The following is a 13,816-nucleotide window of genomic DNA, read 5'->3' as shown; positions in this document are numbered from 1 at the left end:
GTGTGCGAGGCAACCGGCCAAAGAGTGGGACGGGGCTGACCAGCATGTGACCGGCCGGTAGGGTCGGAGGCGTGCCGAAGCCGCTCAGTCTTGCCTTCGATCCGATCGCCCGCGCCGACGAACTCTGGAAGCAGCGCTGGGGATCCGTGCCGTCCATGGGCGCGATCACCTCGATCATGCGCGCGCACCAGATCCTGCTGGCCGAGGTCGACGCCGTCGTCAAGCCCTACGGGCTGACCTTCGCCCGCTACGAGGCGCTGGTGCTGCTCACCTTCTCCAAGGCGGGCGAGCTGCCCATGTCGAAGATCGGCGAGCGCCTCATGGTGCACCCGACGTCGGTCACGAACACGGTGGACCGGCTCGTGAAGTCGGGCCTCGTCGACAAGCGGCCCAACCCGAACGACGGCCGCGGCACCCTCGCCACCATCACCGACAAGGGCCGCGAGGTCGTCGACGCGGCGACCGCCGACCTGATGGCGATGGACTTCGGGCTCGGGGTGTACGACGCCGAGGAGTGCGGCGAGATCTTCGCGATGCTGCGGCCCCTGCGGGTGGCGGCGCACGACTTCGACGAGGAGTGAGCGAGGCCACCGGGCCCGCCTGAAGATCCCGCAAAACGGGCGGTTACGCTCGACCCATGAAGAAGAGCGTGCTGACCCGCTACCGGATCATGGCCTACGTGACCGGTGTGCTCCTGGTCCTCCTGTGTCTCGGCATGATCGCCAAGTACGCGTTCGAGATGGACGGCGCCGGTGACGTCACCCGGGTCATCGCCATCGCGCACGGCTGGCTGTACGTGCTCTACCTGGTGTTCGCCTTCGACCTCGGGTCCAAGGCGAAGTGGCCGGTCGGCAAGCAGCTGTGGGTGCTGATCGCGGGCACCATCCCGACGGCCGCGTTCTTCGTGGAGCGCAAGATCTCCGCGGAGCTGGACGCCAAGGTCGCCGACGGCGACGACGCGAAGCTGGCCAAGGCGTAACACCCCACCGCTCGCACGATGTGCGAGCGGTTGCCCATCGACATTTACTAGGACGTCCTAGTAAATTGGAGTGCATGGGAAGCATGGACGCTGACGCCATCGCAGAGGGCCGCCGCCGCTGGCAGGCCCGGTACGACTCCGCCCGCAAGCGGGACGCCGACTTCACGACGCTCTCCGGCGACCCGGTCGAGCCGGTCTACGGACCACGGCCCGGGGACACGTACGAGGGGTTCGAGCGGATCGGCTGGCCGGGCGAGTACCCGTTCACGCGCGGCCTCCACCCGACGGGCTACCGGGGCCGGACCTGGACCATCCGCCAGTTCGCGGGGTTCGGCAACGCCGAGCAGACCAACGAGCGGTACAAGATGATCCTGGCCGCGGGCGGCGGCGGCCTCTCCGTCGCCTTCGACATGCCGACGCTGATGGGACGCGACTCCGACGACCCGCGCTCGCTCGGCGAGGTCGGGCACTGCGGTGTCGCCATCGACTCGGCCGCCGACATGGAGGTCCTGTTCCGGGACATCCCGCTGGGCGACGTCACGACCTCGATGACGATCAGCGGCCCGGCCGTGCCCGTGTTCTGCATGTACCTCGTGGCGGCGGAGCGGCAGGGCGTCGACCCGGCGGTCCTCAACGGCACGCTGCAGACCGACATCTTCAAGGAGTACATCGCGCAGAAGGAGTGGCTCTTCCAGCCCGAGCCGCATCTGCGCCTGATCGGCGACCTGATGGAGCACTGCGCCGCGTCCATCCCGGCCTACAAGCCGCTGTCGGTCTCCGGCTACCACATCCGCGAGGCCGGTTCGACGGCCGCGCAGGAGCTGGCGTACACGCTCGCGGACGGGTTCGGCTACGTCGAGCTGGGCCTGAGCCGCGGCCTCGACGTGGACGTCTTCGCCCCCGGCCTGTCCTTCTTCTTCGACGCGCACCTCGACTTCTTCGAGGAGATCGCCAAGTTCCGCGCGGCCCGGCGCATCTGGGCCCGCTGGATGCGCGACGTGTACGGGGCGACCAGCGACAAGGCGCAGTGGCTGCGCTTCCACACCCAGACGGCCGGCGTCTCCCTGACCGCCCAGCAGCCCTACAACAACGTCGTACGCACCGCGGTCGAGGCCCTCGCCGCGGTCCTCGGCGGCACCAACTCGCTGCACACGAACGCGCTGGACGAGACGCTCGCGCTGCCCAGCGAGCAGGCGGCGGAGATCGCGCTGCGCACCCAGCAGGTGCTCATGGAGGAGACCGGCGTCGCCAACGTCGCGGACCCGCTGGGCGGCGCCTGGTACGTGGAGCAGCTCACCGACCGCATCGAGGCCGACGCCGAGAAGATCTTCGACCAGATCAAGGAGCGCGGGCTGCGGGCGCACCCCGACGGGCAGCACCCCATCGGGCCCATCACGTCCGGGATCCTGCGCGGCATCGAGGACGGCTGGTTCACCGGGGAGATCGCCGAGTCCGCCTTCCAGTACCAGCAGTCCCTGGAGAAGGGCGACAAGCGGGTCGTGGGCGTCAACGTCCACCACGGTTCCGTCACCGGTGACCTGGAGATCCTGCGGGTCAGTCATGAGGTGGAGCGCGAGCAGGTACGGGTTCTCGGCGACCGGAAGTCGTCCCGGGACGACGCCGCTGTGCGCGAGGCGCTGGACCGGATGCTCGGCGCGGCGCGCGACGGGTCCAACATGATCGGGCCGATGCTCGACGCGGTGCGGGCGGAGGCGACGCTGGGCGAGATCTGCGGGGTGCTCCGCGAGGAGTGGGGCGTGTACACGGAGCCGGCCGGGTTCTAGCGGTCTCCCGTCTGCCGGGTGACGTCTCGTTGCCGGGTGCGGGCCGGTGGGGCTTCTCGCGCAGTTCCCCGCGCCCCTGGAGGCGCGAGAAGCCCCCGCCCACCGTTCGCCCGCGACACGACAGAACCAGGCAGACGCAAACGGCATCCCCCGGCCCCGGCAGGGTAGGCGCGGCACGTCACGTACACCCGCCGCCACTGGAGTCACCCGTGCCGATGCCCCGCCCCAGCCGCACCGCAACCACCGCCGCCATAGCCACCCTCGCCCTCCTCGGCGGCGTGGCCATCGGCGGATCCGGCGCGGTGAGCGCGAGTCCGCCGGCGGAGCCGAAGGTGCAGAACACGTTCGACTCCCTCGGCCCGGACGTGCACGCGGCCAAGCTGCCGAGCGGGCGCACCGCGCACTACACCGACTCGGGCCCCGCGGACGGCACCCCGGTCCTCTACATCGGCGGCACCGGGACCAGCGCCCGCGCCGTCCACATGACCGACTTCTTCCGCACCACCAGACAGGATCTGGGGCTGCGGATGATCTCCGTCGAGCGCAACGGCTTCGGCGACACCGACTACGACCCCGCCCTGGGGAAGGCCGACTTCGCCGCCGACGCCCTCGACGTCCTCGACCGGCTCGGCGTGAAGGACTTCAAGGTGGTCGCGATATCCGGCGGCGGCCCGTACGCGGCCGAGCTCGCCGCCAGCGCCCCCGGACGCGTCTCCGCCCTGCACCTCGCCGCCGCGCTCCCGCCCTACGGCACGAAGCCCGCCTACTGCGGCCTGTCCGACGACGCGCTCGCCGCCGCCGTCAAGGACCAGATCAAGGACCCGCGCACGTGGTGGGCCTTCCCGGACGACAGCCCGGTCAAGTCGATCCCCGGCTTCGCCGACACCGCGTACGAGGACGGCGCACGGACGTACAACCAGCGCGGCCAGCAGGCCGACCCGGCGCCGCAGGTGCACGAGCAGAAGCTGTACTGCGAGCGCCCGGGCCCCGACCTGTCGAAGCTCTCCGCGTCCGTCCACCTGTACGGCGGCGACAAGGACACGACCGTCCCGCCCGCCACGCTCAAGACCTGGCGGGCTCAGCTCCCGTCCGGCGCCACCGTGAAGACCCGTACGTACGCCGACTCCGGCCACGACGTCCAGTACCGCCACTGGGACCAGATCCTGGTCGACCTGGCCGGCCGCGCGGACCGCACCGTCGTCTGCCGCGGGGGGCACACCCGCGCCCTCCCGGCGGTCGAGGCGGACCGACTCGTCGCCAAGAAGCGCGCCACGCTCGGGAGTTGTGCCTGGAACGACTGACGCCCGGCCCGGCAGGCCTCATGCGCGGGGCGGGAACGCCAGCCGGAACAGCGCCCCGCCGCCCGGCGCCGCCTGCGCGGTCAGCTCCGCCCCGTGCGCCTGCGCGATCTGCCGGGCCATCGCCAGACCGAGCCCCGACCCGGGCAGCGCGCGGGACGCCTCGGCGCGGTAGAACCGGTCGAAGACATGGGGGAGGTCCTCGGGCGCGATGCCGGGGCCGTGGTCCCGTACGGTCAAGTCCCCCGCGGACAACGTCACTTCGACCTCGGCGCCCGGCGGGCTGAACTTGGCCGCGTTGCCGAGCAGGTTCGCCAGCAGGCGGGAGAGGCGGGACGGGACGCCGGGGAGCGTGGCCGACGCCGCCTCCGGCGCCACCGTGAGCGTGAAGGCGACCAGCGGCCAGTGGGCGTGGGCCGCCTCCACCGCGTGCGTCACCAGCGGCGCCAGCGCCACCTCCTCGACCAGCGGCCGCGGCTCCTCGTCACGGGCCAGCTCGATCAAGTCGTTCACCAGAGACGTCACTTCATGGATCTGGCGGCCCAGCGCGGCCGAGGCCCGGTCGCGCTGGGCCGGTGTCAGACGGTCCGCGCGGGCGAGGAGCTCCGCGTTCGTGCGCAGCGCGGTCAGCGGCGTACGCAGTTCGTGGGAGGCGTCCGCGACGAGGCGGCGGCGGGCCGTCACCGAGTCCTCCAGCTCGCCCAGCATCGTGTTGAACGAGGCGGCGAGGCGCGTCACCTCGTCCCGGCGGCCCGGCGGCAGGTCGATGCGCAGCCGGGCGTCCCGCGTCTGCGCGATCCGCTCCGCCGTCGCCGTGAGCCGGGCGACCGGCGCGAGACCCCGCCGCGACACCCAGTACCCGCCCGCCGCCGCCAGCGCGATCCCCGCCAGGCTGATCGCGGCCAGCAGCGCGGTCGCCTGCCGCAGCCCCTTCGCCGTCGTGTCCGAACGCAGCGCCACCTGCAGCGCCTTGCCCTCGCCCGCGGTGTACGGGGTGGTGAGCATCCGCACCCGGTGCCCCTGCAGCGTCAGGTCCGTGTAGTACGGGGCCCGCGTGCCCGCCGCGACCTCGCGCGTGCTGTCCGCGACCGGCAGCAGGTACGGCTCCCGCGGGTCGTCCGCCGGGTCCGCGGGGGCGAGCTGCGCGCAGGCCGGGGCCGCCAGGAAACGGCACTCGCCGGACAGCACGCCGGGCGGCTCGCCCCGGTTCTGCTGCGTGGCCAGGGTCGCCGCCTGGGTGAGCTGCAGATCGAGCTGGTGGCCGAGCTCGTAGCGGATCACGGCGTACGAGGCCGCGCACACGCCCACCGTGATCAGCGCGACCGTGGCGGAGGCGAGCAGCGCGAGCCGGGTGCGCAGCGGCGTGCGGTCCTTGATCCGGGCCCGGCTCACGGGGTGCCCAGCCGGTAGCCGACGCCGTGGACCGTGTGGACCAGGCGCGGCTCCCCGGGCGTCTCCAGCTTGCGCCGCAGATACCCCACGTACACCGCGAGGGAGTTGGAGTCCGGACCGAAGTCGCGGCCCCACACCGTCTGCTGGATCACGTCCCGTGGCAGCACCTGCCCGGCGTTGCGCACCAGGACCTCCAGGAGCGCGAACTCCGTGCGGCTGAACTCCAGGGCCCGGCCGCCGCGCCGGCCCGTGCGCGTCGCCGGGTCGAGGACCAGGTCCCCGTAGGCCAGTGCGCCGGGCGAGTCGTCGGGCTCCGGACCCGGTGCCGCGCGGCGCAGCAGTGCCCGTACCCGCGCCGTGAGCTCGTCGAGCGCGAACGGCTTGACCAGGTAGTCGTCCGCGCCCGCGTCCAGGCCGTCCACGCGCTCGCTCACCGAGTCCAGGGCGGTCAGCACGAGCACCGGCGTGCGGTCCCCCACGGCGCGCATCTGACGGCACACGGCGAGCCCGTCCAGGACCGGCATCATCACGTCGAGGACGACGGCGTCCGGCTCCCAGCGGGCGAGCGCGGTCAGCGCCCGCTGGCCGTCCGGCGCGGACGCCACCCGGTAGCCCTCCACCGTCAGCGCGTCCTCGACCGCAGAACGGACCTCGGGGTCGTCGTCCACGACCAGGATCCGAGCCGGGGCGGGTGTGTTCCCTGTCGTCATGGCACAAAGGTGCCAAACCGGGCTCTTAAAACCCTCTTAGAGCGGCCCGCGACGCTCACTTCTCATGCGAAGCGACTCGCGCAGCGCCCTGCGCACCCCTCTGTCCGTCGTCATCGGCGCGGGCGGCACCGGCGGGCACATCTACCCCGGTCTCGCCCTCGCCGACGCGCTGCGCCGGGCCGTCCCGGACGCGGTGATCTCGTTCGTCGGCACCGAACGCGGCCTGGAGACCCGGCTGATCCCGGACGCCGGGTACCGCCTCCACACCGTCGACATGATCCCCTTCGACCCCGCCCTCGGCGCCCGCCGCTACCTCCTTCCCGCGGCGCTGATGAAGTCCGGCGCCCAGTGCAGGGCCGTCCTGCGCGAGCAGGGCGCCCAGGTCGCCGTCGGCATGGGCGGCTACCCGAGCGCGCCGGTGATCGTCGGCGCCCGCACGGCCGGACTGCCCAGCCTCATCCACGAGTCCAACGCGGTCCCCGGCCGCGCCAACCGGTTCGCCGCCCGCCTCACCCCGCACATCGCCGTCGCCTTCGACCGCAGCCGGGCCCATCTGCCGGGCGGCACCCGGGCGTTCACCACCGGCATGCCGATCGCCGCGGCCCTCGCCGACCTCGACCGGCCTTCCCTGCGGGACACCGCCCGTCGCGCACTCGGCGTCCCCGACGGCGCCCGGCTCGTCCTCGTCAACGGCGGCAGCCTCGGCGCCGCCCGGCTGACCGAGGCGGCGGTGGGCCTGGCCGGGCGCTGGCGCGGCCGCGCCGACGTCCACCTCCTGATCAAGACCGGCCCGGCCGCGCTGGAGGACACCCGGCGTCGGCTGCTCGGCACCTCCGCCGTCGCCGTGCCCTACCTCGACCGGATGGACCTCGCCTACGCGGCCGCCGACCTGGTGGTGTGCCGGGCCGGTTCCGCGACCGTCGCCGAACTCGCCACGACGCGCGTGCCCGCGGTCCTCGTCCCGTACCCGCACGCGCCCGGCGACCACCAGACCCACAACGCGCGGGTGCTCTCCGACGCGGGCGCGGGGCTGCTGCTCCCGGACGCGGAGGCGACCCCCGGCACCCTCGCCGCCCTCGTCGAACCGCTGCTCGCCGATCCGGCGCGGCTCGCGGCGATGTCGTCGGCCGCACCCGCCGGGCCGCACGCCAGGGCGGCCGATCTCCTGGCGGACCACGTACTCGAACTGGCAGGACAACCAAGGGAGTTGCAGTACATATGAGCACCACGTCCACCTGGACCGGCCGGACCGTACTCGTCACCGGCGCCGAGGGCTTCATCGGCTCGACACTCGTCGACCTGCTCCTCGACGCGGGCGCGCACGTCCGGGCCTTCGTCCACTACAAGCCGTACGCGGAGAAGGGCCATCTGGCGCATCTGCTCGACGACCCCCGGGTGGAGATCCTCGCGGGCGACGTCCGCGACCCCGGCCGCGTCGCGGACGCCGTCGCCGGCTGCGACACCGTCTTCCACCTGGCCGCGCTGATCGGCATCCCGTACTCGTACGACTCCCCGGGCGCGTACGTCCAGACGAACGTCGTCGGCACGGAGAACGTCGCCGAGGCCTGCCGCAGGCACGCCGTCCGCCGCCTCGTCCACACCTCCACCAGCGAGGTCTACGGCACGGCGCTCACGGCCCCGATCTCCGAGGAGCATCCGCTCCAGCCGCAGTCCCCGTACTCCGCGTCGAAGATCGGCGCCGACATGATGGCGCTCTCGCACTGGCACGCCTTCGAACTCCCGGTGACCGTGGTCCGCCCCTTCAACACGTACGGCCCGCGGCAGTCCGCGCGGGCCGTCATCCCGACGATCCTGGCCCAACTGCACGCCGGGGCACGGGAGATCAAGCTCGGCTCGCTGACCCCGACCCGCGACTTCACGTACGTCTGCGACACGGCGCGGGGCTTCATGGCGGTCGCCGAGTGCGACCGGGCGCTCGGCCGGGTCGTCAATCTCGGCACGGGCCAGGAGATCTCCATCGGCGACCTGGCCCAGGCCCTGATCACGGCCTCGGGCCGCGACGCCCGCATCGTCTCCGACACGGCACGCCTCCGCCCCTCGGGCAGCGAGGTCCATCGCCTGCTGTCGGACAACACGCGGGCGCGTGAATGGGCGGGCTGGGAGCCGGAGTTCTCGTTGACGGAGGGGCTGAAGCGGACGTCGGAGTGGGTGGCGTCGAACCTCGACCGATTCGCTCCCGCTCGGTACCAGGTCTAGCTCCCCGGTGGTCGGGTGCGGCTTGCGTCGTGGCTGCTAGCGCCCTGCGGCGGAGTCGCTGATCGGATACAGCCCCGCGCCCCTGAGATGCGCACTTCGTGCGGCATCTCATCGATGAGGCAGCAGCGAAGCTGCATGCCTCAGGGGCGCGGGGAACTGCGCGAGAAGCCCCACCGGCCCGCACCCGACAACGCGACCGACACGCCCCACCGCACCGGCACCTACTCGGACGCGGCCGCCAGACCACCCAGCAGCAACGCCGTGAACCTGCGCACCCACTCCGCATCGACCGGCTCCGCACTGACCAGCGTCCGGTGCACGACCGCCCCGGCCGCCACGTCGAAGATGAGATCCGCCGTCGCCGCCGCGGCCACCGGGTCCGGCGGCGCGGGCAGCTCCCCGCGCCGCTCGGCGCGCGCCCGGCCGAGGAGCACCAATCGTTTCTGCCGGTCCACGATCGACGTCCGGATCCGCTCCCGCAGCGGAGCGTCCCGCGTGGACTCGGCGACCACCGCCATCAGCGCCGTCTTCGTCTCGGGCCGGTCCAGGATCGCCGCGAACTGGAGCACCACGCCCTCGATGTCCGCGGCGAGGGAACCCCGGTCGGGAAGCTCCAGCTCGTCGAACAGGACCGCGACCGCGTCGACGACGAGCTCGTTCTTGCCGGCCCAGCGCCGGTACAGCGTCGTCTTCGCGACGCCCGCCCGCGTCGCCACGTCGCCCAGCGTCAGCTTCGACCAGCCGAGATCGACCAGGGCAGCGCGCGTCGCCTCCAGGATCGCCTCGTCCGCTGCGGCGGATCGGGGGCGACCGGTACGGGACGGGCTGCGGCTCTGCATGATCGGACCATACCGGCCGGTAGGGAAAGTGGCGTGCGTGAGGCAGATCACCGGAACCGGGTTCCATCGGCGGAGCCCCGGCAGTTACGCTACGACGCGTAGCGAAAGCTCGATCTCGTACGACCGACTCGGCTCTGCACCCCGAGCGGCCCCGGCGAGCGGCAACCACTGGTGCCGGGTGGGGACCCGGCGCCGAGCGTCCCGGCCGAGTCCGCTCCGTACGTCTCGCAATCCGGCGGGAGGCGACGGAGGCGGACCCGGCCCACAACCGTCCGCGGAGGGGGGAGACTGTACGCATGCAGCCACGGAACATGTCCATGAGCGGAGTCGTCGATCTCGCCGCGGTGAAGGCGGCCCAGGAGGCCAAGGCGAAGGCGGAGCAGGCGCGCGCCGAAGCGGCCCGGCAGGGCGGCGGCGGGGCCGTGTCCCCGTCGAGCCTCGTCATCGACGTCAGTGAGGCGGACTTCGAGCGCGACGTACTGCAGCGCTCCACCGAAGTGCCCGTCGTCATCGACTTCTGGGCCGAGTGGTGCGAGCCCTGCAAGCAGTTGAGCCCGTTGCTCGAGCGCCTCGCCGCCGAGTACAACGGCCGCTTCGTGCTCGCCAAGATCGACGTCGACGCCAACCAGATGCTGATGCAGCAGTTCGGGGTCCAGGGGATCCCGGCCGTCTTCGCCGTGGTCGCCGGCCAGGCGCTGCCCCTCTTCCAGGGTGCGGCCCCCGAGGCCCAGATCCGCGGCACCCTCGACCAGTTGATCCAGGTCGCCGAGGAGCGCTTCGGGCTCACCGGCATCGTCGTCGACGGGAACGCCGGGGATGCGGAGGGCGCCGCACCGGTCGTGGAGGCTCCGGCCGGTCCGTACGACGCGCTGCTCGAAGCGGCCGTGCAGGCCCTTGACGCCGGTGACATGGCGGGCGCCGTCCAGGCGTACAAGAACGTGCTCTCCGACGACCCCGGCAACACCGAGGCCAAGCTCGGCCTCGGCCAGGCCGAGCTGCTGCAGCGGGTGCAGGACCTCGACCCGCAGCAGGTCCGCAAGGACGCCGCCGAGAAGCCGGGCGACGTGGCGGCGCAGATCGCGGCGGCCGACCTGGACCTGGTGGGCGGTCATGTCGAGGACGCCTTCGGGCGGCTCGTCGACGTGGTGGCCCGCTCGGCCGGCGACGAGCGGAACACGGCGCGGGTCAGGCTCCTCGAACTGTTCGAGGTCGTGGGGTCCGACGACCCCCGCGTGACCACGGCCCGTACGGCTCTGGCCCGGGTTCTTTTCTGAGCCGCCGGTGACCTGTCCGTAAACGCCACGGCTTGTGATGCCGGGGTGAAAGTTCTGCCTCCAGAGGCGCACAGCGGCCGCGCTTTACCAAAACTTGGTAAACGCGGCCGCTGTTACTTGGAGTAAGTCGAGGGCATCCTTCTGCCCGGTTTGGTCACTGAATCAACCACATTGGTAACTCGGTTGACGGCACCCTGTGTTGCTGTCCGATGCCGGGCGGTCGTGGTTCGGTTATCCGTCCGTTACCCGTGAGTAACGAACCCCCTTGTGCGAGCGCCGGGAATGCACCACGATCGGGCACGCTCGGTCCACTTCCCACCGTCCGACAGCCATTCGGGCAGCGGGGTTGTTGGGTCCCCACCGGGCAGGTCGGCGGCGGAACCAAGGGGAGCGCCGCTGATCTGGGACAGGGGGGTCTCAGCCGTCCGGCTGAGCCTGTCCGGCAGGTTGCGCGTGATGGCTCAGGTGCGACCAGTGGTTGTCGCTCGGGGGTGATCGCCGGTGATCAGGGTGCGGATGCGCGCCTCCGATGCGGGCGCTCTCCTTCCCGAGGACGTAGCACTTCTCCCATCCCTGCCCGGCTGAGCCGCCGCAAGGGGCAGTCAGGGCCGGAGATGTACGTCCGAGAAGGAGGAACAGTCATGAAGTCCGTGACTCGTGGCGGAACCAGATGGAAGCGGTTCGCCGTAGTCATGGTGCCGAGCGTCGCGGCGACTGCCGCGATAGGTGTCGCCCTGTCCCAGGGCGCGCTTGCGGCATCGTTCAGCGTTTCCGGTCAGTCGTTCAAGGTGACGGCGGACTCTCTTGATGGCGAGGGCTTCGCCCAGTACGGCGCCATCGACAGTGGCAAGACGGGTGTCCACCCGGTCGCCGTGGTCGGCATGAAGTCGGCGACGATCAACAATCTCTGCCAGTCCGTCGTCGTCCCGGTCCCGGTCTTCGGCGACGTGTCGATGAAGCTGTCGGCCGGTAGCGACCCGAAGAACCCCGTCAAGGCCAAGACGCTCTACATCGACGCCGATGACCTGAAGGCCGACGCGACCTTCAAGAACATCGACATCGGTGTGGCGGCGGGTGACGCCAACAAGGGCCCGGGTATCCACCAGGGCGACAAGGCCGACCCGAACTCGTTCGCCCAGCAGGCCGACTCGGTGCACTTCGAGAACGTCCAGCAGCGCGCGTGGGCCACGACGGCCGGCACCTTCCAGCTCTCCGGCCTCAAGATGAGTGTCTCGAAGGGCAAGAACGAGTGCTACTAGTCCACAAGGGTCCGAAGCGGGCCCGGGACTAGGCACTTGATGTGCTGAACGGCCGGGCGCGGGGACGTGCGGGAAACGCTCCGGGCCGTCCCCGTGCCCGTATCCGGACAGCCATCGTCACCACAGATCAACGCCATTCCCGAGGAGCTGTACGACATGAGCGCCGAAGCGCACGCAGGGCTGGGCCCGAAGCTTGGTCACATGCGCCAATCGTTCCGAGGGTGGCGCGGTCAGCGCCCGTTCTGGGGTGGCCTGCTGGCCATTCTCGGCGGCATCCCGATCATGTACTTCCCGTACGCGAATCTGACGCTCGGCAGCATGACGATTCGGATGGCGACGACGGCGGGAGCCGGGTCGCTCATCATCGGCGTCCTGCTGGTCGTGCTCGGCCTGACGATGTGGTTCCAGCCGCACTCCCGGGTGTTCGCGGGTGTGGCGGCGATTCTTCTCGCCCTGGTCTCCCTGGTGGTCTCCAACTTCGGAGGCTTCGTCATCGGTTTCCTGCTCGCCCTCATCGGTGGCGCTCTCGGCGTCTCCTGGGCTCCGGGCAGGCCGCAGGAGAAGACGGCCGCGCAGGGCGGTGACGGCGCCGGGTCGGACGACCCGAACGTCGTGCCGCCGATCGCGGGTGCCACCTATCGGGTCGCGGGCGCAAACGACGACGTGTCAGGGACGAGCCCGGACAACGGGACGAACGGGAGGCACCGTGCCGGCTGACGAGGTGCACCACGAGGACTCGCTCTTGGAGTCCCGTGCGAGAACCGGGCCGCGGCATGCAGCACCGAGGAAGCACCTGTTCACCAGGTTGCACATGCCCGCGGGCAAGGCGATAGCCATCGCGGCCATGCCCACGGCCGTACTGATGGGACTTGGTCTGACGCCCACGCTGGCGGCGGCCAAGGACAACCCGACCAAGTTCTCGGCGGACGACTACAAGGCGTGCGCCGACGCGGTGGAGGCGGAGCGGGACGCCAAGGACGGCACCGCCGCGGACAAGGACAAGGCGGAGGAGTCCAAGACCCCGACGCCGTCGGCCTCGGCCTCCACGGACAAGGACGGCGGCAAGGACGCGGACTCCGGCGCGGGCGGCGCGGACGACAAGGAGACGGCGCAGCCGACTCCCTCGCCGTCGGCCTCCTCCGGGACCAAGTCCGGCGCGGACGACAGCAAGGACACGGCCACGCCGTCGCCCTCGGCGTCCGAGACCAAGAACCCGCTCGACCCGCTGGGTGTCGGCGACGCGCTCAAGGACCTGTTCACGCCGAAGGACAAGGAGACGGCCGAGCCGACTCCCAGCCCGTCGGCGTCGGAGTCCGGGTCCAAGGACGTCGGCGACGCGGTCAAGGACACCGTCGACGGTGTCGGGGACACGGTCAAGGACACCACCGACAGGGCCGGCGACGCGGTCAAGGACACCAAGGACAGCGTCGACAAGGCCACCGAGGACGCCGCGAAGAAGGCCGAGGAGGCGGCGACCCCGTCCCCGAGCGCCAGTGGCATCCCGGACGACTGCCCGGTCGCGACCGACGCCGCGGGAGCCGACGAGGACACCCCGGCGCAGCTGCCCAACGACGTCTGGAAGCTGCAGGCCAGCTCGCTCCTGCTGAAGGGCGCGGACTACAAGGGCCTCGTGGACGTCCGGATGGCCGACGGCACCACCAAGCGCGTGATGAAGTACATCATCTCGAACGGTACGGACATCGGGGATCTGCACCAGATCGCCCCCGGCCCGGACGGCAAGTACTTCCACATCCGGTCCGACAAGGGTTCCACGTCGACCATCCGGGACGGGAAGACGACGATGTACACGGAGGAGCTCTCGGGCAATCTGCTCGGGCTCATCCCCATGACGTTCAACGCGAAGAACCCGCCGCCGATCAACCTGCCGATCCTGTACTTCACCAACGTGAAGGTCACGCAGGCCGCGCAGTTCGGCGGGAACCTGCACGTGCCCGGGCTGCACACCACGGTCGAGGACAGCTGACCGTACCTTCAGGACCCGTTCGGGAGCCGCACAACGCCGAGGGCGCCCCCTGTCTCGTACAGGAGGCGCCCTCGGTGCGT

General features: G+C 71.4%; 13 protein-coding genes. 10 read left to right on the top strand and 3 right to left on the bottom strand.

What is annotated here, in order from left to right; genetic code table 11:
* Nucleotides 1-71: 71 nt before the first annotated feature.
* From ACQUQD_RS13230 to ACQUQD_RS13215, 4 genes are all read left to right on the top strand, one after another.
* Complete coding sequence (locus ACQUQD_RS13230; RefSeq protein ID WP_428952252.1) at nt 72-581, top strand: MarR family winged helix-turn-helix transcriptional regulator; 510 nt, start codon at nt 72-74, stop codon at nt 579-581.
* A 56-nt stretch (nt 582-637) separates the two neighbouring features.
* Nucleotides 638-979 carry a DUF3817 domain-containing protein gene (locus ACQUQD_RS13225; RefSeq protein ID WP_428952251.1) on the top strand — a complete coding sequence of 114 codons (342 nt, stop codon included), beginning with the start codon at nt 638-640 and terminating at the stop codon, nt 977-979.
* 83 nt (nt 980-1,062) lie between these two features.
* Nucleotides 1,063-2,763, top strand: coding sequence for an acyl-CoA mutase large subunit family protein (locus tag ACQUQD_RS13220; RefSeq protein WP_428957545.1), 1,701 nt, complete (start codon nt 1,063-1,065; stop codon nt 2,761-2,763).
* A 215-nt stretch (nt 2,764-2,978) separates the two neighbouring features.
* Nucleotides 2,979-4,064 (top strand): alpha/beta fold hydrolase, encoded by a 1,086-nt coding sequence (locus ACQUQD_RS13215; RefSeq protein WP_428952250.1) that lies wholly within the window; start codon nt 2,979-2,981, stop codon nt 4,062-4,064.
* Between the two features lie 18 nt (nt 4,065-4,082).
* On the opposite strand, the gene ACQUQD_RS13210 is transcribed toward ACQUQD_RS13215, so the two are convergent.
* Together ACQUQD_RS13210 and ACQUQD_RS13205 are read right to left on the bottom strand one after the other, a co-directional pair.
* A complete protein-coding gene (locus tag ACQUQD_RS13210; RefSeq protein WP_428952249.1) occupies nt 4,083-5,453 on the bottom strand; it encodes a sensor histidine kinase in 1,371 nt (456 codons plus the stop codon).
* Nucleotides 5,450-6,163, bottom strand: a complete 714-nt coding sequence (locus ACQUQD_RS13205) for a response regulator transcription factor (RefSeq protein ID WP_428952248.1) — start codon at nt 6,161-6,163, stop codon at nt 5,450-5,452. Before ACQUQD_RS13205 ends, ACQUQD_RS13210 begins: the two co-directional genes overlap by 4 nt.
* An 88-nt stretch (nt 6,164-6,251) precedes the next feature.
* Between ACQUQD_RS13205 and ACQUQD_RS13200 the strand changes: the two genes are divergently transcribed.
* Nucleotides 6,252-7,385 (top strand): UDP-N-acetylglucosamine--N-acetylmuramyl-(pentapeptide) pyrophosphoryl-undecaprenol N-acetylglucosamine transferase, encoded by a 1,134-nt coding sequence (locus ACQUQD_RS13200; protein WP_428957544.1) that lies wholly within the window; start codon nt 6,252-6,254, stop codon nt 7,383-7,385.
* A complete protein-coding gene (locus ACQUQD_RS13195) occupies nt 7,382-8,380 on the top strand; it encodes a GDP-mannose 4,6-dehydratase (protein WP_428952247.1) in 999 nt (332 codons plus the stop codon). Before ACQUQD_RS13200 ends, ACQUQD_RS13195 begins: the two co-directional genes overlap by 4 nt.
* Nucleotides 8,381-8,601: 221 nt before the next feature.
* Here the strand turns inward: ACQUQD_RS13195 and ACQUQD_RS13190 are convergent, their stop codons facing one another.
* Nucleotides 8,602-9,219 (bottom strand): TetR/AcrR family transcriptional regulator, encoded by a 618-nt coding sequence (locus ACQUQD_RS13190; RefSeq protein ID WP_428952246.1) that lies wholly within the window; start codon nt 9,217-9,219, stop codon nt 8,602-8,604.
* A gap of 296 nt (nt 9,220-9,515) precedes the next feature.
* Here ACQUQD_RS13190 and ACQUQD_RS13185 point away from each other — a divergent pair, with 296 nt between their 5' ends.
* From ACQUQD_RS13185 to ACQUQD_RS13170, 4 genes are all read left to right on the top strand, one after another.
* The gene (locus tag ACQUQD_RS13185; protein ID WP_428952245.1) at nt 9,516-10,493 is read left to right on the top strand and encodes a tetratricopeptide repeat protein; all 978 of its coding nucleotides are present in this window, start codon (nt 9,516-9,518) and stop codon (nt 10,491-10,493) included.
* A gap of 641 nt (nt 10,494-11,134) precedes the next feature.
* On the top strand, nt 11,135-11,752 hold the full coding sequence (locus ACQUQD_RS13180; protein WP_428952244.1) for a DUF6230 family protein: 618 nt from the start codon (nt 11,135-11,137) through the stop codon (nt 11,750-11,752).
* A 156-nt stretch (nt 11,753-11,908) separates the two neighbouring features.
* A complete protein-coding gene (locus tag ACQUQD_RS13175; protein WP_428952243.1) occupies nt 11,909-12,469 on the top strand; it encodes a DUF6114 domain-containing protein in 561 nt (186 codons plus the stop codon).
* 94 nt (nt 12,470-12,563) lie between these two features.
* Nucleotides 12,564-13,736, top strand: a complete 1,173-nt coding sequence (locus tag ACQUQD_RS13170) for a hypothetical protein (RefSeq protein ID WP_428952242.1) — start codon at nt 12,564-12,566, stop codon at nt 13,734-13,736.
* Nucleotides 13,737-13,816 lie beyond the last annotated feature (80 nt).

Source organism: Streptomyces sp. cg35, from assembly GCF_050410835.1.
Classification (GTDB): domain Bacteria; phylum Actinomycetota; class Actinomycetes; order Streptomycetales; family Streptomycetaceae; genus Streptomyces.
The sequence above is the reverse complement of the archived record's forward strand: the minus strand, read 5'-3'. Positions and strand labels throughout refer to the sequence as shown.

Excerpts from the sequence above, each read along its gene's own strand:
- ACQUQD_RS13225 (WP_428952251.1), top strand. The coding sequence starts at position 638 with ATGAAGAAGAGCGTGCTGACCCGCTACCGGATCATGGCCTACGTGACC.
- ACQUQD_RS13220 (WP_428957545.1), top strand. The coding sequence starts at position 1,063 with ATGGACGCTGACGCCATCGCAGAGGGCCGCCGCCGCTGGCAGGCCCGG.
- ACQUQD_RS13215 (WP_428952250.1), top strand. The coding sequence starts at position 2,979 with ATGCCCCGCCCCAGCCGCACCGCAACCACCGCCGCCATAGCCACCCTC.
- ACQUQD_RS13205 (WP_428952248.1), bottom strand. The coding sequence starts at position 6,163 with ATGACGACAGGGAACACACCCGCCCCGGCTCGGATCCTGGTCGTGGAC.
- ACQUQD_RS13195 (WP_428952247.1), top strand. The coding sequence starts at position 7,382 with ATGAGCACCACGTCCACCTGGACCGGCCGGACCGTACTCGTCACCGGC.
- ACQUQD_RS13190 (WP_428952246.1), bottom strand. The coding sequence starts at position 9,219 with ATGCAGAGCCGCAGCCCGTCCCGTACCGGTCGCCCCCGATCCGCCGCA.
- ACQUQD_RS13185 (WP_428952245.1), top strand. The coding sequence starts at position 9,516 with ATGCAGCCACGGAACATGTCCATGAGCGGAGTCGTCGATCTCGCCGCG.
- ACQUQD_RS13180 (WP_428952244.1), top strand. The coding sequence starts at position 11,135 with ATGAAGTCCGTGACTCGTGGCGGAACCAGATGGAAGCGGTTCGCCGTA.
- ACQUQD_RS13175 (WP_428952243.1), top strand. The coding sequence starts at position 11,909 with ATGAGCGCCGAAGCGCACGCAGGGCTGGGCCCGAAGCTTGGTCACATG.
- ACQUQD_RS13170 (WP_428952242.1), top strand. The coding sequence starts at position 12,564 with ATGCCCGCGGGCAAGGCGATAGCCATCGCGGCCATGCCCACGGCCGTA.